20 protein-coding genes and 1 pseudogene are annotated in these 23430 nt (G+C 73.1%); 15 read left to right on the top strand and 6 right to left on the bottom strand.

Annotated features, from left to right (window positions below):
* From ACGF4F_RS11015 to ACGF4F_RS11030, 4 genes and pseudogenes are all read left to right on the top strand, one after another.
* Nucleotides 1-187, top strand: a pseudogene (locus tag ACGF4F_RS11015) (dipeptide/oligopeptide/nickel ABC transporter ATP-binding protein); the annotation flags it as partial.
* Nucleotides 184-1185 carry an ABC transporter permease gene (locus tag ACGF4F_RS11020; protein WP_357439748.1) on the top strand — a complete coding sequence of 334 codons (1002 nt, stop codon included), beginning with the start codon at nucleotides 184-186 and terminating at the stop codon, nucleotides 1183-1185. The pseudogene ACGF4F_RS11015 and the gene ACGF4F_RS11020, both read left to right, overlap by 4 nt.
* A 12-nt stretch (nucleotides 1186-1197) precedes the next feature.
* A complete protein-coding gene (locus ACGF4F_RS11025; protein WP_387278939.1) occupies nucleotides 1198-2184 on the top strand; it encodes an ABC transporter permease in 987 nt (328 codons plus the stop codon).
* A 94-nt stretch (nucleotides 2185-2278) separates the two neighbouring features.
* Nucleotides 2279-4024 carry an ABC transporter substrate-binding protein gene (locus tag ACGF4F_RS11030; protein ID WP_357439754.1) on the top strand — a complete coding sequence of 582 codons (1746 nt, stop codon included), beginning with the start codon at nucleotides 2279-2281 and terminating at the stop codon, nucleotides 4022-4024.
* A gap of 90 nt (nucleotides 4025-4114) precedes the next feature.
* Here the strand turns inward: ACGF4F_RS11030 and ACGF4F_RS11035 are convergent, their stop codons facing one another.
* Complete coding sequence (locus tag ACGF4F_RS11035; RefSeq protein WP_393076862.1) at nucleotides 4115-6259, bottom strand: prolyl oligopeptidase family serine peptidase; 2145 nt, start codon at nucleotides 6257-6259, stop codon at nucleotides 4115-4117.
* Between the two features lie 86 nt (nucleotides 6260-6345).
* On the opposite strand from ACGF4F_RS11035, the gene mshB reads away from it, so the two are divergent.
* The 3 genes from mshB to ACGF4F_RS11050 all read left to right on the top strand — a co-directional run bounded on the left by mshB (nucleotide 6346) and on the right by ACGF4F_RS11050 (nucleotide 8825).
* Complete coding sequence (gene mshB / locus ACGF4F_RS11040; protein WP_357439759.1) at nucleotides 6346-7269, top strand: N-acetyl-1-D-myo-inositol-2-amino-2-deoxy-alpha-D-glucopyranoside deacetylase; 924 nt, start codon at nucleotides 6346-6348, stop codon at nucleotides 7267-7269.
* 17 nt (nucleotides 7270-7286) lie between these two features.
* Nucleotides 7287-7763: a hypothetical protein gene (locus tag ACGF4F_RS11045; RefSeq protein ID WP_357439761.1), complete on the top strand. Its 477-nt coding sequence runs from the start codon at nucleotides 7287-7289 to the stop codon at nucleotides 7761-7763.
* Between the two features lie 597 nt (nucleotides 7764-8360).
* Nucleotides 8361-8825 carry a hypothetical protein gene (locus tag ACGF4F_RS11050; RefSeq protein WP_357439764.1) on the top strand — a complete coding sequence of 155 codons (465 nt, stop codon included), beginning with the start codon at nucleotides 8361-8363 and terminating at the stop codon, nucleotides 8823-8825.
* Between the two features lie 27 nt (nucleotides 8826-8852).
* On the opposite strand, the gene ACGF4F_RS11055 is transcribed toward ACGF4F_RS11050, so the two are convergent.
* On the bottom strand, nucleotides 8853-9845 hold the full coding sequence (locus tag ACGF4F_RS11055; RefSeq protein WP_393076867.1) for a GNAT family N-acetyltransferase: 993 nt from the start codon (nucleotides 9843-9845) through the stop codon (nucleotides 8853-8855).
* A gap of 79 nt (nucleotides 9846-9924) precedes the next feature.
* Between ACGF4F_RS11055 and fdxA the strand changes: the two genes are divergently transcribed.
* Both fdxA and dapC read left to right on the top strand, forming a co-directional pair.
* Nucleotides 9925-10251: a ferredoxin gene (gene fdxA / locus ACGF4F_RS11060; protein WP_007464872.1), complete on the top strand. Its 327-nt coding sequence runs from the start codon at nucleotides 9925-9927 to the stop codon at nucleotides 10249-10251.
* Nucleotides 10248-11357: a succinyldiaminopimelate transaminase gene (dapC, locus tag ACGF4F_RS11065; RefSeq protein ID WP_357440167.1), complete on the top strand. Its 1110-nt coding sequence runs from the start codon at nucleotides 10248-10250 to the stop codon at nucleotides 11355-11357. Before fdxA ends, dapC begins: the two co-directional genes overlap by 4 nt.
* Before the next feature lie 119 nt (nucleotides 11358-11476).
* Here dapC and ACGF4F_RS11070 read toward each other — a convergent pair whose 3' ends face one another.
* Nucleotides 11477-13318, bottom strand: a complete 1842-nt coding sequence (locus tag ACGF4F_RS11070) for a M48 family metallopeptidase (protein ID WP_357439771.1) — start codon at nucleotides 13316-13318, stop codon at nucleotides 11477-11479.
* A 274-nt stretch (nucleotides 13319-13592) separates the two neighbouring features.
* Here ACGF4F_RS11070 and ACGF4F_RS11075 point away from each other — a divergent pair, with 274 nt between their 5' ends.
* Complete coding sequence (locus ACGF4F_RS11075) at nucleotides 13593-14618, top strand: prephenate dehydrogenase/arogenate dehydrogenase family protein (protein ID WP_357439774.1); 1026 nt, start codon at nucleotides 13593-13595, stop codon at nucleotides 14616-14618.
* Nucleotides 14619-14623: 5 nt separating this feature from the next.
* Complete coding sequence (locus ACGF4F_RS11080; protein WP_357439776.1) at nucleotides 14624-15277, top strand: nucleoside/nucleotide kinase family protein; 654 nt, start codon at nucleotides 14624-14626, stop codon at nucleotides 15275-15277.
* Nucleotides 15278-15289: 12 nt separating this feature from the next.
* On the opposite strand, the gene ACGF4F_RS11085 is transcribed toward ACGF4F_RS11080, so the two are convergent.
* Entirely contained in the window at nucleotides 15290-15847 is a 558-nt protein-coding gene (locus ACGF4F_RS11085; protein WP_357439778.1) for a sugar O-acetyltransferase, read from the bottom strand.
* 141 nt (nucleotides 15848-15988) lie between these two features.
* Between ACGF4F_RS11085 and ACGF4F_RS11090 the strand changes: the two genes are divergently transcribed.
* Entirely contained in the window at nucleotides 15989-19336 is a 3348-nt protein-coding gene (locus ACGF4F_RS11090; protein WP_393076872.1) for a S8 family serine peptidase, read from the top strand.
* Nucleotides 19337-19416: 80 nt separating this feature from the next.
* Here ACGF4F_RS11090 and dapD read toward each other — a convergent pair whose 3' ends face one another.
* Nucleotides 19417-20424, bottom strand: coding sequence for a 2,3,4,5-tetrahydropyridine-2,6-dicarboxylate N-succinyltransferase (gene dapD, locus ACGF4F_RS11095; RefSeq protein ID WP_393076875.1), 1008 nt, complete (start codon nucleotides 20422-20424; stop codon nucleotides 19417-19419).
* Nucleotides 20425-20506: 82 nt separating this feature from the next.
* On the opposite strand from dapD, the gene dapE reads away from it, so the two are divergent.
* Nucleotides 20507-21577, top strand: a complete 1071-nt coding sequence (gene dapE, locus ACGF4F_RS11100; protein ID WP_357439786.1) for a succinyl-diaminopimelate desuccinylase — start codon at nucleotides 20507-20509, stop codon at nucleotides 21575-21577.
* Nucleotides 21578-21643: 66 nt separating this feature from the next.
* Here dapE and ACGF4F_RS11105 read toward each other — a convergent pair whose 3' ends face one another.
* Nucleotides 21644-21805: a hypothetical protein gene (locus ACGF4F_RS11105; RefSeq protein ID WP_357439789.1), complete on the bottom strand. Its 162-nt coding sequence runs from the start codon at nucleotides 21803-21805 to the stop codon at nucleotides 21644-21646.
* Between the two features lie 156 nt (nucleotides 21806-21961).
* Here ACGF4F_RS11105 and ACGF4F_RS11110 point away from each other — a divergent pair, with 156 nt between their 5' ends.
* Entirely contained in the window at nucleotides 21962-22867 is a 906-nt protein-coding gene (locus tag ACGF4F_RS11110; RefSeq protein WP_393076879.1) for a TIGR00730 family Rossman fold protein, read from the top strand.
* 2 nt (nucleotides 22868-22869) lie between these two features.
* Nucleotides 22870-23415 carry a TIGR00730 family Rossman fold protein gene (locus ACGF4F_RS11115; protein ID WP_393076882.1) on the top strand — a complete coding sequence of 182 codons (546 nt, stop codon included), beginning with the start codon at nucleotides 22870-22872 and terminating at the stop codon, nucleotides 23413-23415.
* Nucleotides 23416-23430 lie beyond the last annotated feature (15 nt).

Genomic DNA, 23430 nt, shown 5'->3' on the forward strand with positions numbered 1-23430 from the left:
CCCACCATCGGGCTGCCGCTTCCGCACCCGCTGCTGGAAAGCCCAGGACCACTGCGCCACCGAAGAACCCGCCCTGATCACCCGCGACGGCGGTAGGCAGCTCACCGCCTGCCATTTCCCGGAGACCGGAACGATCAGCCAGGACTCCGGGCCGGCCGGCGCGACCGCCGAGGAGGTGTCGAAGTGAGCCTGTCCCCGGTCGAGGGCGTGGCCCTCGCCGAGATCGAGTCCACCGGTGCGGGTCCCGAGGAGAAGGGGCTCGTCGGGCGCTCGCCCGGCCAACTGGTCTGGAGCCGGCTGCGCCGGGACCGCACCGCGCTGGTCAGCGGCATCGTGCTGGCCGTGCTCATCCTGGCGGCGTTGGCGGCGCCGCTGATCTCGCGGCTCTACGGGACGTCGCCGAGCCAGCAGTTCGGGGACCTGCTGGACGCCACCGGCATGCCGCTCGGCTACGTCGGCGGGGTCAGTGGCGACCACTGGTTCGGGCTCGAACCCGGCCTGGGCCGGGACATCTTCATCCGGATGATCTACGGCATCCGCACCTCCCTGCTGATCGCGCTCGGCGCCGCCCTGGTGACCACGACGATCGGCGTGGTGCTCGGGATCGTCGCCGGCTACCTGGGCGGGGTGGTCGACTCGGTGATCGGTTGGTTCACCGACGTCGCCCTGGCGATGCCGTTCCTCGTCTTCGCGCTGGCCGTGGTGCCGACGTTCTCGCTGCGCTTCTACGGCCCCCGCGACGCGATCCCGACCTGGTTCGCAATCACCACGCTGATCGTGGTCTTCGCCGCGTTCGGCTGGACCGGCACCGCCCGACTGGTCCGCGGGCAGGTGGTGTCGCTGCGCGAGCGGGAGTTCGTGGAGGCGGCCCGGGCCAGCGGGGCCGGGCTGGGGCACATGCTCTTCCGGCAACTGCTGCCGAACATCTGGGCCCCGATCCTGGTGTCGTTCTCGCTCGCCGTGCCGTCGTACGTGACGGGCGAGGCGGCGCTGTCCTTCCTCGGCGTCGGGCTGCCCGAGTCGGTGCCCAGCTTCGGCCGGATGATCTACCGCAGCATCGACTACCTGCAGACCGACCCGGCGTACGTCTTCTTCCCCGGCATCACCATCTTCGCGCTCGTGCTCGCGTTCAACCTCTTCGGCGACGCGCTGCGCGACGCGCTCGACCCGAAGTCGTCACGGTAAGGGGTTCGGCACATGGTGCGGTTCCTGCTGAAGCGGCTGCTGCTGGCGGTCTCGGTGCTGCTCGCGGTGAGCGTCGTCAGCTTCCTGATGTTCTTCGCGCTGCCCCGCGACCCGGTGACCGGCATGTGCCCGAAGAACTGCAACGCCGAACGCCTGGAGCGGGTGCGTACCGAGCTGGGGCTGAACGACCCGAAGCCCCAGCAGTACGTCAACTACATGAAGGGCATCTTCGTCGGCCGCGACCTGGGCAGCGCGCAGGGCGGCAAATGCGAGGCACCCTGTCTCGGCTACTCCTACGTCAACAGCGAGGCGGTCAGCGACACCTTCGCCCGGGTGCTGCCGGTGACGTTGAACGTCGTGCTCCCGGCGGCGGTGCTGTGGCTGGCCATCGGGGTGGGGCTCGGGATGATCTCGGCACTCCGGAGAGGCTCGCTGCTCGACCGCGTCTCGATCGGGCTCACGCTGACCTTCGCCTCGTTGCAGCTCTACTTCGTCGGGGCCGTGCTCCTGCTGATCTTCGTCTACTCGCTGAAGATCCTGCCGACGCCGCGGTACACGCCGATCTTCGAGAATCCGGTGGAGTGGGCGCGCGGGCTGGTGCTCGCCTGGGTGACCCTGGCCCTGCTCTTCTCCGCGATCTACGCGCGGCTGTCCCGCGCCCAGATGCTCGAGACGCTCTCCGAGGACTTCGTGCGGACGGCCCGGGCCAAGGGCGTGGCGAAGCGGAAGGTCTACGGGCGGCATGCACTGCGGGCGGCGATCACCCCGATCGTGACGATCGCCGGCATCGACGTGGGCGCGGCACTCGGCGGCACGGTCATCACCGAGACGACGTTCGGCATCCAGGGGCTGGGGCGTACCGCCGTGGAGGCGGTCCGCCAGGGTGACCTGCCGACCATCATGGCCACCGTGCTGATCTCCGCGCTCTTCGTGGTCGTCGCGAACATCGTGGTCGACCTGCTCTACGCGTACATCGATCCGCGGGTACGCCTCGGCTGAGCTCGCGTGTCGCCGTCGATTCGTTATCTGCTCGAAATTTACCGCGGATGAAAGCTGAGCGAAGCTTTCCTTCATCGGACCCGGAGGAGTGAGTATGCGAGCAAGACTCGCCACCGCCATGGGCGGTGCGATGGCACTGGTGGTCGCCCTCAGTGCATGCAGCAAGAACACCGGCGACAACGCCGACAAGGTGGACACCAACAAGCCCCGCAGCGGCGCCATCGCGACCGACCCCAAGGACTCGCTCGGCCCGGCGGCCGAGGTGCCCGGCGCGGCCAAGGGCGGCACCTTCTACATCCTGCGGGAGAACAAGATCTCCCACCTGGACCCGCAGCGGGTCTACTCGTTCGCCGGGCTGATGGGCAGCCAGCTCTACGCCCGGTTCCTCACCACGTTCAAGGACGACGGCAAGGGCAACGTGACCCTGGTCGGTGACCTGGCCGAGACCCCCGGCAAGAACGTCAACAACGACTGCAAGGTCTGGGAATTCAAGATCAAGCAGGGCGTCAAGTTCGAGGACGGGCGGCCGATCACCTCCAAGGAGATCGCGTACGGCATCGCGCGCTCGTTCGACCCCGACCTGACCGGCGGCCCCACCTATCTGCAGGAGTGGCTGGCCGACAGCCCGCAGTACGACACCAAGTGGAACTTCAAGGCCAACAAGACCTCGCTGCCGCCGGGCCTCAGCACCCCGGACGCGCAGACGCTGCGCTTCGAGTTCAACAAGCCGCGCTGTGACCTGCCGTTCGCCGTGTCGCTGCCGGCGACCGCGCCGCTGCCGCCGGACAAGGACACCGGCGTCAACCTGGACAACCAGCCGTTCTCGTCCGGGCCCTACAAGTTCACCAAGAACCAGCCCGGCGTGGAGATGGTGCTGGAACGCAACCCGAACTGGGATCCGGCCACGGACCCGGTGCGGCACGCGTACCCGGACAAGTTCGTCTGGTCGCTCGGCTCGGACCAGGCCACCCAGACCAACCGAGTCCTCGCCGGCACCGGCAACGACGCGGCGGCGGTGGCCACCGGCGGCGTGCCGTCCGAGCTGATCGCGAAGGTTACCGGTGACCCGGCCCTCAAGGCGCGCATGATCGTCGCGGCGACGCCGAACGCGTTCCGGCTGAGCATCAACACGACGCGGGTCACCGACCTGTCCGTGCGGCAGGCGATCAACTACGCGATCGACCGCAGCAGCATCACCAAGAACCTCGGCGGCCCGTACGGCGCCGTGCCGCTCACCACCCTGCTGCCGCCCACCACGCTCGGCTACAAGCAGTTCGACGCGTACCCGGCCGGCGAGAGCGGCAACCCGGACAAGGCCAAGGAGCTGCTCGCCGGCAAGTCGGTGAACCTGGTGCTCGGCACCGGCGACGAGACCTGGCAGCAGGAGACCGCCACCCAGGTCAAGGCCGCCCTGGAGAAGGCCGGCTTCACCGTCACCATCAAGCCCATCCCCGCGGACGGCTACCTCGACTTCGTGAAGAAGAAGAGCAACCCGTGGGACATCTGGGTCGACTCGTGGGCGGCCGACTGGCCCAGCGGCGCGGCGATCCTGCCGGTGCTCTTCGACGGCCGCGCCATCAAGGCCGAGGGCAGCAACAACACTTCCCAGCTCAACAACGACGCCATCAACGCCGAGTTCGACCGGGTGCTCGCGGAGGACCCGGCGAAGCAGGCCGAGGAGTGGAGCAACCTGGACGAGCGGCTCATGAAGGAATCGGCGCCCGCGGTGCCGCTGTACAACGAGGTCATCTCCATCGCGCACGGCGAGAAGGCCGGTGGTGTCTTCATCGGCAGCATCTTCGGCTGGCCCAGCTTCGTGGACGCCTACGTGAAGCAGTGACGGCCTGACCGCAAGGGGCCCCTGCTCAACGCGCCGCGCGTTGAGCAGGGGCTCTTGCGCTCTCGCGTGGGCGACACCAGGTGCCCTTCCCTACAGGTTCCGGCGGAGGAAGTCCAGCTCCAGGCGGAGCAGGCGTTCGGCGACGCCCCCGGCGGCCATGTGGCTGGCCCCGGTGAGCGGCAGCACCGCGTGCGGCCGGCCGGCGGCCAGCAGCGCCGCCGAGAGCCGCAGCGTGTGCGCGGCCACCACGTTGTCGTCGACCAGGCCGTGCACCAGCAGCATCGGCCGGGCCTGCGCCGGGTCGCCGACCGGTTCGGCGGCCAACTCGACCAGCGAGTGGTGGGCGTAGACATCCATGCCGTCGTCCGGCATGCCCAGGTAGCGCTCGGTGTACGCGGTGTCGTACAGCGCCCAGTCGGTGACCGGGGCGCCGACGACCGCACAGCGGAACAGCTCCGGGTGACGCAGCACCGCCAGCCCGGCCAGCCAGCCGCCGAACGACCAGCCCCGCACCGCCACCCGCGCCAGGTCGAGGTCCGGGTGCTTGCCGGCGAGCGCGGTCAGCGCGTCCACCTGGTCGGCCAGGATCACGTCGGCCACCCGGCGGTGGATCGCCTTCTCGAACGACGGCGCGATGCCCGGGGTGCCGCGGTTGTCAATGGTCACCACGGCGAAGCCCTGCTCCGCCCACCACTGCCGCTCCAGCCAGACCGCCCGGGCGGCGATCACCTCCTGGTGCCCCGGCCCGCCGTAGACGTCCAGCAGCACCGGCAGCTTCGTGCCCTTGACGTGCTCGCCGGGATAGAGCACCGCGCTCGGCAGCCGCCGGTCGGTCACCCGGACCATGGTCGGCCGCGGCGCGTACGGCGGGGTCGCGGCGCGCGAGCGCAGCTCGCCCACCGCCCGGTCGCCGTGCCACACCGTCCAGCGGGTGCCCGGGTGCTCCAGCGACGCGATGCCGACCACCAGCGTGGCGCCGCCGACCGCGGCGGTGTGCCAGCCCGGGTCGCTGCCCATCCGGCGGGCGTCCACCCCGCCGCCGATCACCGTGCGGACCCGGTAGAGGTGGCGCTGGCTCGGCTCGCCCTCGCTCGCCTCGACCAGCAGGTCGGTCGGGGCGCCGCCGTTGGCCGGCAGCCGCCCCACCACCCGGCGCACGTAGAGCGAGGGCGGGGTGAGCAGGGTCCCGTCGGCGAACAGGCACCGCGCGTCGTACCCGTCGTGGGCCAGCTCGCCGCCGACCAGCACCCGACCGTCCGGCAGGTGTGCCGGGGTACCCGGGATCGGCTCCACCCAGCGCGGGTCGGCCAGCTCCGCGTGCACCTGCGTCTCCCCGGTACGCGGGTCCACCGCGAGCACCAGCCCGTGCTGCTGCGACCGGCGCAGCACGGTGATCAGGGGCCCGCCGTCCGCCCAGTCGACCGAGGTCAGGTAGGGGTAGGTCTCCCGGTCCCAGTGCACGTCGACCCAGCCGCCGTCGAGGTCGAGCAGGTGCAGGCTGACCTCGGCGTTCGGCCCACCCGCCCGGGGGTACGCGACGGTCGTCGGCGGGCTCGCCGGGTCGGCCGGGTCGTGCAGGTGCCAGTGCGGCAGCCGGGACTCGTCCACCCGGGCGGCCAGCACCGAGCGCCCGTCCGGAGCCCACCAGTAGCCGCGGAACCGGTCGAACTCCTCCGCCGCGATGTGCTCGGCGAGCCCCCAGGTCACGCCGCTGTCCTCGCCGGCCAGGAGGTTGTCGGTGCCGTCCGGCTCGACCACCCGGAGCTGGCCCCGGCGTACCCCCTCGGCGGCGTCGGTGACGTAGGCCAGTCGTTCGCCGGTGGGGTCGGGGCGGGGGTCGATCACCGGGCCGATCGCGGTCACCTCGACCACGTCGCCGTGCACCAGGTCGGCCCGGAACAGTCGGCCGGCCAGCGCGAACGCGGCCACCCGGCCGGCGGCGTCCAGGGCGTACGAGCCGATCCCGCCGGCCGCGAGCCGCAGCCGCTCGCGCAGCGCCCGCTCGCCCGGGGCCAGCGCGGTCGGGTCGCCCTCCGTGCCGAGCAGCACCGCCGGGTCGGCGACCAGCCGCTCCTCGCCGGAGGTGACGTCCAGCAGCCAGAGCGCGTCGGCCGGGTCCTCCGGTCCGGAGGAGCGCAGGAAGATCACCCGGGAACCGTCGTCCGCGACGGAGACGGCGCGCGGCGCCCCGTGGCTGAACCGACGGGTACGGGCGGCCAGCTCGGGATAGTCCACGCCTCGGATCGTAGAGGCGTGTCGTGCGTGATGTGGCCGACCTGCGCGGACGCGTAAGCGTCGGGGGAAGAGGACCGCCGGTTAGAGTGACGGTCGTGACGAAGCTGCCCGATCGACGCCTCCTGCTGGTCCACGCGCACCCGGACGACGAGTCCATCGGCACCGGCTCGACGATGGCGCACTACGCCGCCACCGGCGCCCACGTCACCCTGGTCACCTGCACGCTGGGAGAGGAGGGTGAGATCCACGTACCGGAGCTGGCCCAGCTCGCCGCGGCCGAGGCCGACCAGCTCGGCGGGTACCGGATCGGCGAGCTGGCCGCCGCCTGCGCCGCGCTCGGCGTCACCGACCACCGCTTCCTCGGCGGTGCCGGCCGCTACCGCGACTCCGGCATGATGGGCCTGCCCACCAACGAGCACCCAAGGGCCTTCTGGGGGGCCGACGTCGACGAGGCCGCCGGCCACCTGCTGGAGATCATGCGGGAGATCCGGCCGCAGGTCATGATCACGTACGATCCGAACGGCTTCTACGGCCACCCCGACCACATCCAGGCCCACCGGGTGGCGATGCGCGCCCACGAGTTGGCCGTCGCCGAGGGGATCGCCCCGGCGAAGGTCTACTGGACGGCGATGCCGCGCAGCGTGCTGGAGGCCGGCCTGGACGCGTTCACCGAGACCTCGGACAACCCGTTCGCCGGCATCGACGGCGTCGACGACCTGCCGTTCGGCACGCCGGACCCGGAGATCGCCGCGCGGATCGACGCCACCGAGCGGCACGTCGCCAAGGAGGCGGCGATGCGGGCCCACGCCACCCAGATCCCGGCCACCTCCTGGCTCTATTCGATCGCCGGCAACTTCGGCGCCGAGTTCATGGGCGTGGAATATTTCACCCTCGCGGTCGGCGAGAAAGGCCCGGGCAGCGGCCCGTACGGCTGGGAGGACGACCTCTTCGCCGGGCTGCCAGTGGACGGGCCGGACCGGTCCCCGGTCGCGGCGGCCGGTCTCCGGTGACGGTGCCGGCCGTACCGATGTCGGTCGCCCCCGAGCAGCAGCCCGCTCCGCCGCCCGCGCGGCCGGCGCGGGTGCTGGACCTCGCCCTGCGGGTCGCCGGCGGGGTGGTGGCGGTCTGGGCGGGCGTGCTGGCCGCGGTGCTGGACCTGCTCTTCGCCACCTGGGCCTGGGAGGTGGTCAAGGGTCGGCCCGGTGGCGCGGTCAAGGCGGTGGTCGGCACCTCCCTCGCAGTGGGCGGGATCGCCGCGGTGGTGGTGCTGACGATCCTGGTGGGCTGGTTCGCCCACGTCGCGGTCGGTACGCGCTGGGCGGCGGCGCTGCCCGCCCTGCCCTGGTTCGTGGTGATCGTCGCGGGCGGGATCCGGACCGCCGAGGGTGACCTCGCGCTGAGCGGGGACAACCTGCTCGGCCTAGGGCTGGTGGTGGCTGGCGCGATCACCTTCGCGGTGCTGGGCTTCCGGCAGCTCGTGGTGCCGCCGAACGCCGCCCACTGAGGCTGGCACCGCGCGGGATGGACCGCGTGACGCGATGCGCCCCGGGTCGCCCCTGGGCCAGCCCGCAATCACGGCCGCCACGAGCAGGACGACCGCGCATCCCATGCGGTTGAGCGGCGTCCCGGTGGGCGCATCCGGCGGACCGGGCGCGGGGCGCACGTCGATGACCCACGGTGATGAAGGGCTGGCCGAGGTGGCGGCTTGTCGCTGCCTTTGCTCTGCAGCCATCCACGCACCAGTAACGTAGCGTGGTCTCAGCCGGGGCTGAGGCGTGCCCGTGTGCGCGACGAACGGCCAGCTCAATACGGTGCTGCGTCCGTGGCTGCAGAGCAAAGCGCCGAGAGGTCCCACCGGCGGCGACGCGGGCGCGCACGCAGAGTGATTGACCCCAGGCTGTCGCGCTGCGTAGTCGAACATGGTGACCGTTGCGGCCGAACCGGCGGGCAGGACAGGCCTGGGTCCCGACTCGGGCCGGGCCCGAGGACCGGTTGCGCCCCGGCCTCGGTGCCACGGTGCAGACGCCGCATAGGTTACGGTGGTAGATATTCCTGCCAAGGAGTCCGCCGTGGGGGCGGGCGCTACGGCGGGAGGCGTGCGATGAGGGAGCGGTGGCGCGCGGTCGGCGTGCTGGCGGCGGCGCTGTTCGTGGTCAACGTGGTGGCCCGGTTGCTGATCAAGTTCGCTTTTCCGGACAACGACACCGCCAGTGACCGCGTCTCCCTGGCGATGTTCCTGGTGATCGGGCTGATCCTCGCCGTGCTGGGCTTCCGCTGGGGCGCCGACCGGCCGCTGGGCCGCCTGGCCGGTGACCTGGCCGCCGCGGTCGCTGTGGCGCTGGCGCTGACCGTGTTCGTCGGTCCGCTGCTGGTCGGCGAGAACCCGTTCGGCGGGGGCGCCGGGCTGTTCTTCGCCCAGATCTGGCTCTACCTGGCGGCCACCGCGGCCGGCGTGCTGGTGGGCTACCTGAGCCTCACCGCGCTCGGCCGGGACTACCGCTCCCAGCAGCTCAAGCGGTTCGCCGAGCTGAAGGCGGCCAAGCCGCGCAAGGTGGTCCGTCGCTGATCCTGGCGGTGCCCCGCCCCGCCCCGGTCAGGCCGGGGCGACCCGGGTCAGATAGGTGTGGTGGGTCGTGAAGCCGAGCCCCCGGTAGAGGTTCACGGCCGGGGTGTTGCGCTGCTCCACCTGGAGGAACGCGTGCGTGGCGCCCTCCGCCAGGCCCCACTGGACCAGGGACCAGATCACCCGGCCGGCCAGTCCCTGCCGGCGCGCCTCGGGCAGCACCTCGATCGACGTCAGCCCCAGCCAGCGGCCGCCGGTCACCGTGCCCCGGCCAGCGGCGAGCAGCCGGCCGTCGGCGTACACGTGGGCGAAGCGGATCCGGTCCACGGCGGTGAGCACGTGCCGGGCGGCGTCCGGCAGGCCGCCCTTGCGGCCCGCGGCGATCGCCAGCCAGTCGTCGGAGGGGGCCGGGGTGAGCTCGACCGGGGGCTCGCCCCGCCCGGGCCGCGACCCCGGGGCCAGGTCGGCGCCCGCTCGCCCGGCAGGCGGCGCGGCCAGCGCGGCGAGCGCGGCCGTCTGCACCAGCACCGGCGGCCGGGCGGCCCAGCCCCGGGCGTCCAGCTCCGCGCCGACCGGCGCGGCCAGCGGCAGCGGGGTGTTCACCAGGGCGGGCTGGCCGTGATCGGCGTACCAGCGCTGCACGGCGTCCAGCGCGGCGGGCAGCGGGCGGTCCGGGTCGCCGACCGGCAGTGCCGAGTTGGCCCGGCCGGTCCAGCCCGCGGCGCTGCGCAGCAGCCAGTCGCCGAGCCGGCCGCGTACCGGGGCGGGCCAGGCCTCGTCGGCGGCCAGTTCCAGGGCGGCCACCGCGGTGGCGGTGGGCCGGCGGGCCGCCGGGACCCGCTTGGCCCGGTGCACCTCGCCGACGGGGACCCGTAACCGCCCATGGTCGGTGGCCAGCGTGATGTGGGTCTCGCTCAGCTCGACCAGATCACCGAGCGCGTCGGAGAAGAGCGGTCTGCCCTCGCGAATCCCCACAATCCGGCGGACCACGATCCGGTGTCCTACGTCCTGCTGTCGGAGCACGATCGACCCCCTCCCCGGCGAGATACTAGGCTCTTACCGTCGCGGGTGATCGCGATGAGTCTTGCGGAGGAGAAGACCGGTGACCTACATCATCGCCGAGCCGTGCGTGGATGTGCTCGACAAGGCATGCATCGAGGAGTGCCCGGTCGACTGCATCTACGAGGGCAACCGGATGCTCTACATCCACCCCGACGAGTGCGTCGACTGCGGTGCCTGTGAGCCGGTCTGCCCGGTCGAAGCGATCTTCTACGAGGACGACGTCCCGGAGCAGTGGAAGGACTACACCGGGGCGAACTACGAGTTCTTCGAGGACCTGGGCTCGCCCGGCGGCGCCTCCAAGATCGGCAAGGTGGAGAAGGACGCCACGTTCGTGGCCGCCCAGCCGCCGCGCGGAGAGGGCCACTGAACCGGCCCGCGCCGGTCTCGTCGCGGCTGCCCGACTTCACCTGGGACACCTTGGACGCCGCGGCCGCGACGGCCGCGGCGCACCCGGACGGTCTCATCAACCTCTCGATGGGCACGCCCGTCGACCCGGTGCCGCCGCTGATCCGGCGGGCGCTGGCCGACGCGTCGGACGCCCCGGGCTACCCGCTCACCGCGGGCACCCCCGCGCTGCGGGACGCCATCGCGGCCTGGGTGGCCCGGGCCTGCGGCGCGGGCGTCGACGGGCTCGGGGTGCTGCCGACGATCGGTTCCAAGGAACTGGTCGCCTGGCTGCCCACGCTGCTCGGCGTCGGCCCCGGTGACGTGGTGGTGGTGCCGTCCATCGCCTACCCGACGTACGAGGACGGGGCCCGGCTGGCCGGTGCCACCACGATGCGCACCGACTCGCTGACCGCGGTCGGTCCCACCCCCCGGGTGCGGCTGGTCTGGGTCAACTCGCCCGGCAACCCGACCGGGCGGGTGCTGCCCGCCACCCACCTGCGCAAGGTGGTCGATTGGGCCCGCGAGCGCGGCGCGGTGGTCGCCAGTGACGAGTGCTACCTGCCGCTCGGCTGGGACGCCGAGCCCGTCTCGATCCTCTCGCCGGAGGTCTGCGGCGGGTCGTACGAGGGCGTGCTGGCGGTGCACTCGCTCTCCAAGCGCTCCAATCTCGCCGGCTACCGGGCCGGGTTCGTCGCCGGTGACCCGGCGCTGGTGGCCGAACTGCTCAAGATCCGTAAGCACGCCGGCATGATCGTGCCGGCCCCGGTGCAGGCGGCGATGGTGGCCGCGCTGGGCGACCAGGCGCACGCCGACGCGCAGCGGGAGCGCTACCGCGCCCGGCGCGAGCGGCTGTACGCGGCGTTCACCGGCGCCGGCTTCACGGTCGAGCACTCGGAGGCCGGGCTCTACCTGTGGATGACCCGGGACGAGGACTGCTGGGACACCGTCGACTGGTTGGCCCGGCGGGGCATCCTGGTCGCCGCCGGGATCTTCTACGGCCCGGCCGGTGCCCGGCACGTCCGGGCGGCGCTGACCGAGTCCGACGAGCACATCGCGGCGGTCGCCGGCCGGCTCGCCCAAGCCTGACCCTCGCCGGGCGGCGGTCGGCCCGGGGGCCCGCACCGCGGCCGGCCGCCCTCGCGTGCCGGCCGGCCAGGTGGGATCCACGCGGCGGCCGGCCCCTGCGGGCCGGCCGCCGCGTCGGGTCAGTCGTTGATCTGCGCGAACACCCGCAGCAGGGTGTCCCGGCTGTGCTTCTCCAGCAGCTCGCTGGCCATCAACTCCTGCACCTGCACCGTCCGGCCGTCGTGCAGGGTCAGCGTCGCCTTCAGCGGCACCTGCTTGGTCACCTCGACCGAGCGGATCTCCTCGTACGGCAGGTAGGGGTTGTGGGCGGCCAGTTCGGCGATCGGCGTCGCGCCGAGCACCTGCTTGAGCCGATTCTCGCCCTCGTGGGACTTCCCCGGGTCGGGGACCAGGACCAGCCCGTTGTCGAGCACGAACACGTCGTGCTCCCGGCCGTCGATCTTGATGTTGGCGAGGGCGCCGATCAGGTCGGCGTTGCGCGCGGAGGCGCGGGCCTGCACCACCGTCGACTGCCGTACGTCGACACCGCGTTCGGCCAGGCGCGCCAGCGCCTCGTCCAGGGTCTCCGGGGAGACCGCCAGCTTCGCGATCTCGGCCAGGTCCCAGGGCTCGCCCGAGCGGCCGACCAGCCGGGCCGGACCGGACCAGGAGAGCTGCCAGTACGCCTGCCCCGAGCGCACCGCCGCGTTGTCGAACAGCGTCTCCATCGGCCCGGCGAAGGCCGCCGCGGCCTCTTTGCGGGTGGCATCGGGGAAGAACTGCTCGGCGAACTCGCCGAGCCGGCGGTCGCGGACCAGCTCCAGGATGGTCGGCAGGCCCGGCGACGGCGTGCCGGTGAACCGGCCGGCCGCCCGGTAGAGGTGGTCCGCCTGCTCCTGCACCGAGGCGGCCACCGACTCCGCGGTGAACTCGGCCCAGGGCAGCAGCCGCCGGGATCCGTACGCGACGACGGCGCCCTGCAGGGCGCGGCCGGCGGCGGCCACATCGGCCAGCATGATCCATGCGGGCCGGTCGTCCGGCGCCACCGGCACCGGTGGCATCTGGGCGATCGCGGCCACCCGGACCCCGACCGGCGGGTGGGTGTCCCAGCGGGACGGCTCCCGGTCCGGGGCGTTCTCCCGCACCTCGTCGATCTCGTCGCGGCGCGCCTGGAGCAGGTGGCCGAAACCGCCGAAGAAGTCGTCCGGCGCCAGCCCGGCCGCCCAGCCCGGCTCGATGTACCGGCTCTCGTAGAAGTTCCAGGCCGCGCCGATCGCGGGCAGCGTACGCAGCGCGGAGGTCATCGCCTCGTGGCCGGCGAGGCGTACGGCCGCCTGGTCCGCCTCCAGCTCCTGTCGCCGTACGTTGGCCCGGTCGACCAGGAGGTAGAGCTTCGAGTACCCCTTGAAGACCCACCCGATCGGGTTGCGCGGGCTGATCCGCTCGATCGTCTCCTCGATGGCCAGTCGGCCCCGATAGGCGACCCCACCCAGGCGCGTGTGGCTGCCCGAGTAGTGGCCGAGCTCGTGCGCGAGCACCGCGCGGAGCTGGTCGACCCGCATCCCCTGGAGCAGCGGCAGGCCGACGTAGAGGGTGCGCCGGCCGCCGAGCAGACCGAGCAGGCGGCTCTGCTCGGTGACCGCGGCGTTCACGTTCGGCACCAGGCGGATCTCGTCCGGCGCCCGGGTGCCGACCGCCTGCGCCAGCTCCCGTACGGTCGCCCAGAGCAGCGGCGCCCCCTGCTCGGTCAGGATCAGGCCGGGCGCCGGCTCGCTCTTGACCCTGATCGCCTTCCACAGCCCGACGGCCACCGCACCGAGGGCGAGTAGCAGCGGGAGCAGGAGCTTCACGGTCAGCACGCCAGTGGTGTGGTGGAACAACCACACGCCGAGCGCGGCCACCGCGGCGAGCTGCAGCAGCGCGACGACGTAGAAGCCGATCAACATGACCACCGAGGCGAGTGCCCGGTACGTCGCGGACATGTGTTTCCTTTCCCCGTGAGAAGCGCCCGGCGTCGATGCCGGGCGGGTCGCCGGGGACCGTACGACGTGAGCGCCGCTCGGACAACCCCCTTCCGTCCCCATCCGACCGGCCCCTGCGAGCCGCGGCGACGATCATGGGGGAGGGCGGCGCAGGTGGCCGCCGCTGGCAGCGCACGGTGACCGGGGGTCGGGGCTGCGGCCCGGACGTTATCCTCGGCGGGACTTCCAGCGGGGCCGACCCGGCCCCGGTACGACGGGACGCCGAGGTGGGTCGATGACGGGCGGGACCGGCGGATTGGCGCGGGCGGCGGTGGTCGGCACCGGCCTGATCGGTGGCTCGGTGCTGCTCCGGCTCCGGGACGCCGGGCTCGACGTGACCGGCTGGGACCCGGACCCGGCGACCCGGCAGTACACCCAGCGGCAGGGCGTCCTCGCCTCGGACACGGTGGAGGAGGCGGTCGCCGGCCGGGACGTCGTCTTCCTCTGTGGCCCGCTGCCCACGCTGCCCCGGACGCTGGCCCGGGTGGCTGCCGCCACCGACGACCAGTGCGTGCTCACCGACGTGGGCAGCACCAAGTCGGACGTCGCCACCGCCGCAATGCTGCACGGGCTCGGGCACCGGTTCGTGCCCGGCCATCCGATGGCGGGCGCCGACCGGGCCGGCCTCGCCGCCGCCAGTCCGACGCTGCTCGACGGGGCCGCCTGGGTGCTCTGCCCGGGGCCGACCGGGCTGGACGCGTTCCGGCGGCTCGCCGCGCTGGTCATCGACGTCTTCCACGCCCGGGTGGTGCCGATGTCCGCCCCGGAGCACGACACCGCCGCGGCGCTCGCCTCCCACGTGCCGCACCTGCTCGCCGGCGCGCTGGCCGGGGCGGTGCAGCGGGCCGCGCTGCGTGACGCGGTGCTGTCGCTCGCCGCCGGCAGCTTCTCCGACGGCACCCGGGTGGCCGGCGGCCCGCCCGAGCGGACCGCGAACATGCTGCTCGGCAACCGGGAGCGGGTGCTGACCGAGCTGAGTGCGGTCCGGGCCGTCCTCGACGAGCTCGCCGACGCGTTGCGGGCCGGGGACGCCGGGGCCCTCACCGGCCGGCTCGACGAGGGACGGGCGGCCCGGGCGGCGCTGGGTGAGCGCTCGTTCACCACCCACCGGTGCGAGTTCCCGGCCGGCGCGGAGCACGCGGGCGAGCTGGCGTACCTGCGGGAGTTGGGGGCGGCCGGCGGCCACCTGACGGGCTGCCGGGTGGCGGCCGGGGCGGTCACCTACACGGCGCACCTTCCGGCCGCCACGCCACTAGGGTGAGAAGCATGGCGGACGCTCCGGCGCAGGTGCTCCCCGTCGAGGAGCTGGTGGCCCGGGCGCGCGCCCTCGCCGACGCCGGCCCGCGGCAGCTGCTCGGCATCGCCGGTGCGCCGGGGGCGGGCAAGTCCACCCTGGCCGAGCGGATCGTCGCCGAGGTCGGGCCGCTCGCCCGGCTGGTGCCGATGGATGGCTTCCACCTGGCGCAGTCGGCGCTGGTCCGGCTGGGCCGCGACGGACGCAAGGGGGCCCCGGACACGTTCGACGTCAACGGGTTCGTCACCACCCTGCGTCGACTGCGCCGGATCGAGCCCACCTCGGTCTGGGCGCCGGCGTTCCGGCGCGACCTGGAGGAGCCGATCGCCGGGTCGATCGAGGTGCCGCCGGAGGTCCGGCTGGTGGTGACCGAGGGCAACTACCTGCTGCTCCGCGACGACCCGTGGGAGGAGGTACGCACCCTGCTGCACGACGTCTGGTTCCTCGACCTGGACGCCGAGCTGCGGGTGCGCCGGCTGACCGCCCGGCACGAGGCGTACGGGAAGACCCCGGAGCAGGCGCGAGCCTGGGCGCTCGGCAGCGACGAGTCGAACGCCGCCCTGGTCACCGGTACCGCCGGGTACGCCGATCTGGTGGTCCGGCTGGCCGAACCGCCGCCGCGGTGACGGGCCCGCCGCTCAGCCGAGGGTGCGTACGGGTCGCGCCGGGTCACCCACGGCCACCACGTTGGCGGGCAGGTCCCGGGTCACCAAGGCACCCGCGCCGACCACGGTGTTCTCCCCGATGGTGACTCCGGCCAGGACGATGACCCCGCCCCCGAGCCAGACGTTGTCCCCGATCGTGATGGGCTTCGCCGCCTCCCACTTGGCCCGCCGGGGCTCCGGCTCGACCGGGTGGGTGGCGGTGAGCAGTTGCACGTTCGGTCCCAGTTGGACGTCCGCGCCGATGGTGATCCGGGCGACGTCGAGGAAGACCGCGTTGAAGTTGACGAAGGTGCGCGGGCCGAGGTGGGTCTGCCAGCCGTAATCGCAGTAGAACGGTGGCCGGACCCAGGCACCCTCGCCCACCGTGCCGAGCAGTTCGCGTAGTGCGGCGAGCCGTCCCTCGGGGTCGTCGGCCGAGCTGCTGTTGAACCGTTCGGTGAGCCGGGCCGCCCGGTCCAGATCGGCGGCGATCTCGGGATCGTCCGCGATGTACAGCTCGCCGGCGAGCATGCGTTCCTTCATGGTGGTCACGACGAAATCATGCCCCGGTGGGGTGCCCGGCCGGGGGCGGCGACAGTCGCGTTCCTGACATTCGATTGCATACGCGGTATGTAATTCTGGCGGTCGTCGATGTGTCTCTCATCGATGACGACGCTTCCCGAAGGAGGAACGTTGCGCCGTAACAGAAGAAAGTTGGCCGGGCTCGGCCTCACCCTGGGCCTCGCGCTCGGCGTACCCGTGCCGGCGTCCGCCGCTCCCGCGGCGGCCCCGGGCACCGCGGGCGCCCGCGCCGCCGCCCCGACGACCGCCGGCAAGCCGGTCACCGTCACCCTGATCACCGGCGACCAGGTCATCGTCACCACGTCCGGACAGGCCGCGGTTCGCCCCGGCGCCGGCCGGGCCGGCGTCGGCTTCCTGGTCGGGCGGGACCGCGGTCACCTCACCGTGCTGCCGCAGGACGCCCTGCCGCTGGTCCGGGCCGGCCGGGTCGACCGGCGGCTCTTCGACGTCACCGAGCTGATCGCGGCCGGCTACGACGACGCCCACCGGGACACGCTGCCGCTGCTGGTGTCGTACCGGCCCGGGATGGCCCGGCGCGCGGCGACCCCGGTCGCGGGCGCCCGGGTGACCCGCGAGCTGCCGGCGATCGGCGGCGCGGCGCTGGTCGCGACGAAGGCCGACGCCGGCGCGGTCTGGGGTGCGGTCGCCGCCGGCCGGACCGGTGCCCGGGTCGACACGGCGGAGGGCGTCGACCGGGTCTGGCTGGACGGCCGGCGGCGGGTGACCCTCGACCACAGCGTGCCGCAGATCGGCACTCCGGCCGCCTGGACCGCCGGCTGGACCGGCAAGGGCGTCACGGTCGCGGTGCTCGACACCGGCGTCGACCTCAGCCACCCCGACCTCGCCGGCAAGGTCGCCGACTCGCGCAACTTCAGCAAGGCGACCGAGGCGGACGACGTGATCGGGCACGGCACCCACGTCGCCTCGATCATCGCCGGCAGCGGGGCCGCCTCCGGCGGCAGGTACCGGGGCGTCGCCCCCGACGCCACCCTGCTCTCCGGCAAGGTCTGCGAGAACGAGGGCTGCACCGAATCGGCGATCCTCGCCGGCATGCAGTGGGCCGCGGCCGAGAAGCACGCCGACGTGGTCAACATGAGTCTCAGCGGCGGGGACACCCCCGAGGTCGACCCGCTGGAGCAGGCGGTCGGGACGTTGACCGCGCAGACCGGCACCCTCTTCGTCGTCGCGGCCGGCAACGACGGCTTCGACGGCTCGGTCGGCTCGCCGGCCACCGCCGACGCCGCGCTGGCCGTCGGCGCGGTCGACCGGAACGACGCCCTGGCCGACTTCTCCAGCCGCGGGCCACGCGTCGGCGACGGCGGCCTCAAGCCGGACATCACCGCCCCCGGCGTCGACATCGTGGCCGCCCGGGCCACCAACGGCGTCATCGGCGACCCGGTGGGGGAGAAGTACGTCACCCTCTCCGGCACCTCCATGGCCACTCCGCACGTGGTCGGCGCGGTGGCGCTGCTGGCCCAGCAGCACCCCGGCTGGACGGCCGGGCAGTACAAGGCCACCCTGATGGCCGCCGCGAAGCCGCACCCGGACCAGACGGCGTTCCAGCAGGGCGCCGGGCGGGTCGACGTGGCCCACGCGATCACCCAGCAGGTCACCAGCGACCCGGTCGGCGTCTCGTTCGGGGTGGCGGCCTGGCCGCACGGCGACGACCAGCCGATCGCCCGGACGGTGACCTACCGGAACGGCGGCAGCGCACCGCTCACCCTCGACCTCGCGACCGAGGTCACCGGGCCGGAGGGACGCCCCGCGCCGGCCGGAATGTTCACCCTCAGCGCGTCCCGGCTCACCGTGCCGGCCGGCGGCACCGCCCAGGTCACCGTCACCGCGGACACCCGGCTCGGCGGGGTGGACGGCTACTGGACCGGGCGGCTGGTCGCCCGCGCCGGGGCGGCGGTGGCGGTCACCCCGCTGGCCGTCGACCGGGAGGTGGAGAGCTACGACCTGACGGTCGTCCACCGCGACCGGGCCGGCGCGTCCACCGGCAACTACTTCACCAGCCTGATCGGCCTGGACGGCTCGGCGTACCGGGACGTGTACGACCCGGACGGCGAGGCGCGGGTCCGCGTCCACAAGGGCCGTTACGGCATGAGCAGCCTGCTCTACGTCCCCGGCGACGAGGGCTGGTCCGAGGTGTCCATGCTGGTCCAGCCCGAGCTGGTGGTGGACCGCGACCTGCGGCTCACCATCGACGCCCGGCAGGCGAAGCCGGTCCGGAGCACCGTGCCGCAGCGCGGGGCAGCCCCGCTGCTGATCGACCTCTCAGCGAACTGGGGCGTCGGGGACTACTACTTCGGCTTCGGGCTCTGGACGTTCAGCTTCGACGGGCTGTACACCGCCCAACTCGGCCGCGACGTCCCCGACGCGCAGTTCGTGGGTGCCCTGGCCAGCCAGTGGGCCGAGCCGCGGGCCCCGGAGACCAGCCCGTACTTCTACGCGCTCAACGAGCTGTTCCCCGGCCGCTGGCCGACCGGGTACGTCCGGCACTACCGGCCGGCCGACCTGGCCACGGTCGTGCACCAGTTCCGTGGCGGCTACCCGGGGCTGGCGAACGAGCGGATCGTCTTCCCCGAGTCGGACTACAACATCGGCGGCTCGGCGATCGTCGTGCCGGTCGTCCTGCCCGGCCGGCGGATCGAGCACTACAGCACGTCGCGGACCCAGTGGAGCTCCGAGCTGGACTTCGGCGCCCGCGGCGAAGACGGGTGGCTGGAGGTGCAGGCCGTGCTGCAGTCGGTGGACACCCGGTACCGGGCCGGCCGGACCTACCGTGAGGAGTGGGGCTCCGCGCCGTACGGTCCGTCCTTCCCGCAGCCGCGCTGGCCGGAGCAGGGCATCACGCGCAACGGCGACACGATCGCCGTCAACCTGCCGGTGTACAGCGACGCCGCCGGTCACCCCGGTGGTTCCCGACACGACACCGAGCAGACCGCGCTGTACCGCAACGGCAAGCTCGTCGGGGCGCAGCCGTACGCCGGGTACGGGGAATTCGCCGTCCCGCCGGGGGCGGCGGACTACCGGCTGGAGGTCTCCGGCGCCCGGAGCTTCACCGACCTGAGCACCGAGATGTCGGCCGCCTGGACGTTCCGCTCGACGCACGTCCCGGGTGACGACTGGGCCCGGCTGCCCGCCATGGCGGTGCGCTTCGCGCCGTCGTTGTCGACCGACCAGAGCGCACCGGCCGGCCGGCCCTTCACCTTCCCGGTGACGGTGGAACGGCAGCCCGGCGCGCCGGCCGCCACGGTCGCGGCGCTCACCGTCGACGTCTCGTACGACGGTGGCAAGACCTGGCGGAAGGCGGACCTGCACCGGACGGGCGCGGGCTGGGCGGCCAGCGTCCGGCACCCGGCCGGCCCGGGGTACGTATCGCTGCGCGCCACCGCCCGGGACAGCGCCGGCAACACCGTGTCCCAGCGGATCATCCAGGCGTACCGCCTGCGGTGAGTCGTCCGGGTCTGCGGTCTCCCCGCCGCGGACCGGACGGCGGACGGGCCGGGGCGGCCACCGCCCCGGCCCGTTCCGCGTCAGTTGTTGGCGTGCAGGGCCGCGTTCAGCTCGATGCCCCGGCCGGTACGCGGCTTCGCCTCCAGCGCTCCGGTGACCGAGTTGCGCCAGAAGAGCAGCCCGTCCACCCCGGAGAGCTCGCGGGCCTTGACCACCCGGCCGTCCGGCAGGGTGATCTTGGAGGCGGCGGTGATGTAGCAGCCGGCCTCCACCACACAGTCGTCGCCGAGCGAGATGCCCACCCCGGCGTTCGCGCCGATCAGGCTCCGCTCGCCGATCCGCACCTTGTCGGTGCCGCCGCCGGAGAGGGTGCCCATGATCGAGGCGCCGCCGCCGATGTCGGAGCCGTCGCCGACCAGCACGCCCTGCACGATCCGCCCCTCGACCATGGAGGTGCCGAGGGTGCCGGCGTTGAAGTTGACGAAGCCCTCGTGCATGACGGTGGTGCCGGCGGCCAGGTGCGCGCCGAGCCGGACCCGGTCCGCGTCGGCGATCCGCACGCCGGAGGGGACCACGTAGTCGGTCATCCGGGGGAACTTGTCCACGCCGTAGACGGCGAGGTGGCGGCCGGCGGCCCGCTCGATGACGCGCAGCTCGTCCACCCGCTCGGGTGGGCACGGCCCGGCCGAGGTCCAGGCCACGTTGGCCAGCTTGCCGAAGATGCCGTCGAGGTTGAGCTCGTTGGGCCGCACCAGCCGGTGGGAGAGCAGGTGCAACCGGAGGTACGCGTCGGCCGCGTCCTTGATCGGATCGTCCAGCGAGCCGATCACGGTGACCACCTCGACCGTACGCAGGCCGGGCAGTGCCCGCCCGCCGACCGCGCCGGGCGGCAGGTCGAGCACGTCGGCCTGGTCCTCCCCGGGGACCAGCGGCAGCTCGCCGAGTCCCAGCTTGCCGGTCGGGTACCAGGTGTCGAGCACCTGGTCGTCAGCGGTGACGGTGGCCAGTCCGATGCCCCAGGCTGGTTCTGAGGACGTCACAGTTGCACCTTTCGTTCGCGGCTGGGGGCTCGCAAGCTCGTCTCCCATTCCCGCGCGACCGCGTCCCACGCGAGCCGCCCAGGAACGCTCGCTCCTCGTGCTCACCGCAGATGACGGTACCGTGCCAACCATGCAGAACCCGCTGACCCCCGAGGTCTTGGCTGATCCGGTGGCGCTGACCCGCGCCCTGGTCGACATAGAGTCCGTCTCCCTCAACGAGAAGGCCATTGCCGACTGCGTCGAGGATGTGCTGCGGGGCGTACCGCACCTGACCACGTTCCGGCACGGCAACACGGTGATGGCGCGCACCGACCTGGGCCGGGCGCAGCGGGTGGTGCTCGCGGGCCACCTGGACACCGTCCCGCTCAACAACAACTTCCCGTCCACCATGCGCGGCGACCTGATGTACGGCTGCGGCACCTCCGACATGAAGTCCGGGGTGGCCTTCGCGCTGCATCTGGCGGTGACCCTGCCGGACCCGCGCTACGACGTCACCTACTTCTTCTACGAGGCCGAGGAGATCGAGTCGAAGTACAACGGCCTCACCCTCGTCTCCCAGGCCCACCCCGAGTGGCTCCAGGCCGACTTCGCGGTGCTGCTGGAACCGACGTACGGGATCGTCGAGGCCGGCTGCCAGGGCACCATGCGGGCGATCGTGTCGACCACCGGCGTACGCGCCCACTCGGCGCGCTCCTGGCACGGGGTGAACGCCATCCACGCGGCCGGTGAGGTGCTGCGGCGCCTGGCGGCGTACGAGGCGCGGCGGGTCACCATCGACGGCTGTGACTACCGGGAGGGCATGAACGCGGTCCGCATCCACGGCGGCGTGGCCGGCAATGTGGTGCCGGACCGGTGCGCGGTCGAGGTCAACTACCGCTTCGCCCCGGACCGGACGCCCGAGCAGGCCGAGGCGCATCTGCGCGAGGTCTTCGCCGGCTTCGAGCTGGCGATCACCGACGCGGCGGCGGGTGCGCCGCCCGGCCTGACGGCCGCCCCCGCGCAGGAGTTCCTCGCCGCGGTGGGCGCCGCCCCGATCGGCAAGCTCGGCTGGACCGACGTGGCCCGGTTCGCGGCCATGGGCATCCCGGCGCTGAACTTCGGTCCCGGTGACCCGAACCTGGCCCACCACCCCGACGAGCACGTCGAGCTGACCAAGATCAGAGACGGCGCGGCGACGCTGCACCGCTGGCTCGCCGCCTGACCCGGGTACGCGATCGGGGGGCCCGCGTCGGTGACGCGGACCCCCCGGGGTCGTTCCGGCGGACGGTCAGCCGGCCGTCGTCAGCGAGGAGTCCGGCTCGGTGGTCTCACCGGTGAGGTCGGTGTGGTGGGCTTCCATCATGCGGGCGCGGCGGCGCTCGGCCACCACGTCGCGGATCCGCCGCTGCATCTGCCGGCGGATCCGGATCATCTCGGTGTTGCTGATCAACGCTGGCTCCCTCCCCCGAAGGTCGCGCCCAGGGCATACCCCGTATGTGAATAGTAAGACGTCCGAGCGAGCGAATTAGTTGCCCAAGATCGCCAAGAATTTCTCCGGCTCGCCCGGCTCCGCACCACACCGCGGTGGCTCCACTACGGTGGCTCCATGAGCCAGAGCAACGGGCGGCAACCCGGCCGGGGGCCGAGGGGAGAACGGCACCGGGGTGCCGTCACGCTGCGCAACCGGGCCATCCCGACCAGCACGGCCGACCAGCGGCTGCTGGACTCCCGGGGCCGGGGAGACTGGAAGACCAGGGACGCCTGGCGGGCGCTGCGGATCCTCTCCGAGTTCGTCGAGGGCTTCGACACTCTCGCCGACCTGCCGCCCGCGGTCAGTGTCTTCGGCTCGGCCCGCGCCAAGCCGGACAGCCCCGAGTGCCGGCTCGCCGAGGAGCTGGGCGCCGCCCTGGCCCGCGCCGGCTACGCGGTGATCACCGGCGGCGGCCCGGGGGTGATGGAGGCGGCCAACCGGGGGGCCAGCGAGGCGGGCGGGCTCTCCGTCGGGCTCGGCATCGAGCTGCCGTTCGAGCAGGGCATCAACGAGTGGGTCGACCTGGCCATCAACTTCCGCTACTTCTTCGCCCGCAAGACCATGTTCGTCAAGTACGCCCAAGCGTTCGTGGTGCTGCCCGGCGGCTTCGGCACCATGGACGAGCTGTTCGAGGCACTCACCCTGGTGCAGACCGGCAAGGTCACCCGCTTCCCCGTGGTGCTGATGGGCATCGACTACTGGCGGGGCCTGATCGACTGGCTGCGGGACAGCATGGCCGGCGAGGGCAAGATCGGCCCGACCGACCTGGAGCTGATCTGCCTCACCGACGACGTCGAGGAGGCGGTCCGGCACATCGTGGAGGCCGAGGCGGTGCTCTCCGCCGAGCAGGAGGCGATCCGTGAGGAGGCGGTCGCCCGGGGCGCCGCCGACCAGCAGGCCGCCGCCGAGGCCGCGCCCGAGCCCGCGCCCGAGGGGCCGGCCGGGGGCCAGCCCGGGGAACGCCCGGCGGAGCGGGGCTGACCGTGGCCGCGATCTGCGTGTTCTGCGCCTCCTCCCGTACCCTCGACCAGCGCTGGCTGGACCTGGCGGCCGAGACCGGCGCGGAGGTGGCCCGGCGCGGGCACACCCTGGTCAGCGGCGGCGGCTGCGTCGGCATGATGGGCGCGGTGGCGGACGGCGCGCGGGCCGCCGGCGGCTACACCCTCGGGGTGATCCCGCAGGCCCTGGTCGACCTGGAGGTCGCCGACCTGGCCGCCGACGAGCTGCTGGTCACCGACGGGATGGCCAGCCGAAAGACCCTGATGATCGACAAGTCGGACGCCTTCATCACGCTGCCCGGCGGGCTCGGCACCCTCGACGAGCTGTTCGAGGTGTGGACCACGGCCACCCTCGCCCTGCACACCAAGCCGATGGTGCTGGTCGACGCGGACGGCTTCTACCGACCGCTGCTCGACTGGCTGCGCACCCTCGCCGACCACCACTTCCTCAAGCCGGCGGGCCTCGACCTCCTCCTGGTCGCCGACACCGTCCCCGCCGCCCTGGACCTCCTCGACACCCACCTCACCTGACCACCCCCACCCCAG

The sequence above is a fragment of the Micromonospora sp. NPDC047740 genome, assembly GCF_043204735.1.
GTDB lineage: Bacteria > Actinomycetota > Actinomycetes > Mycobacteriales > Micromonosporaceae > Micromonospora.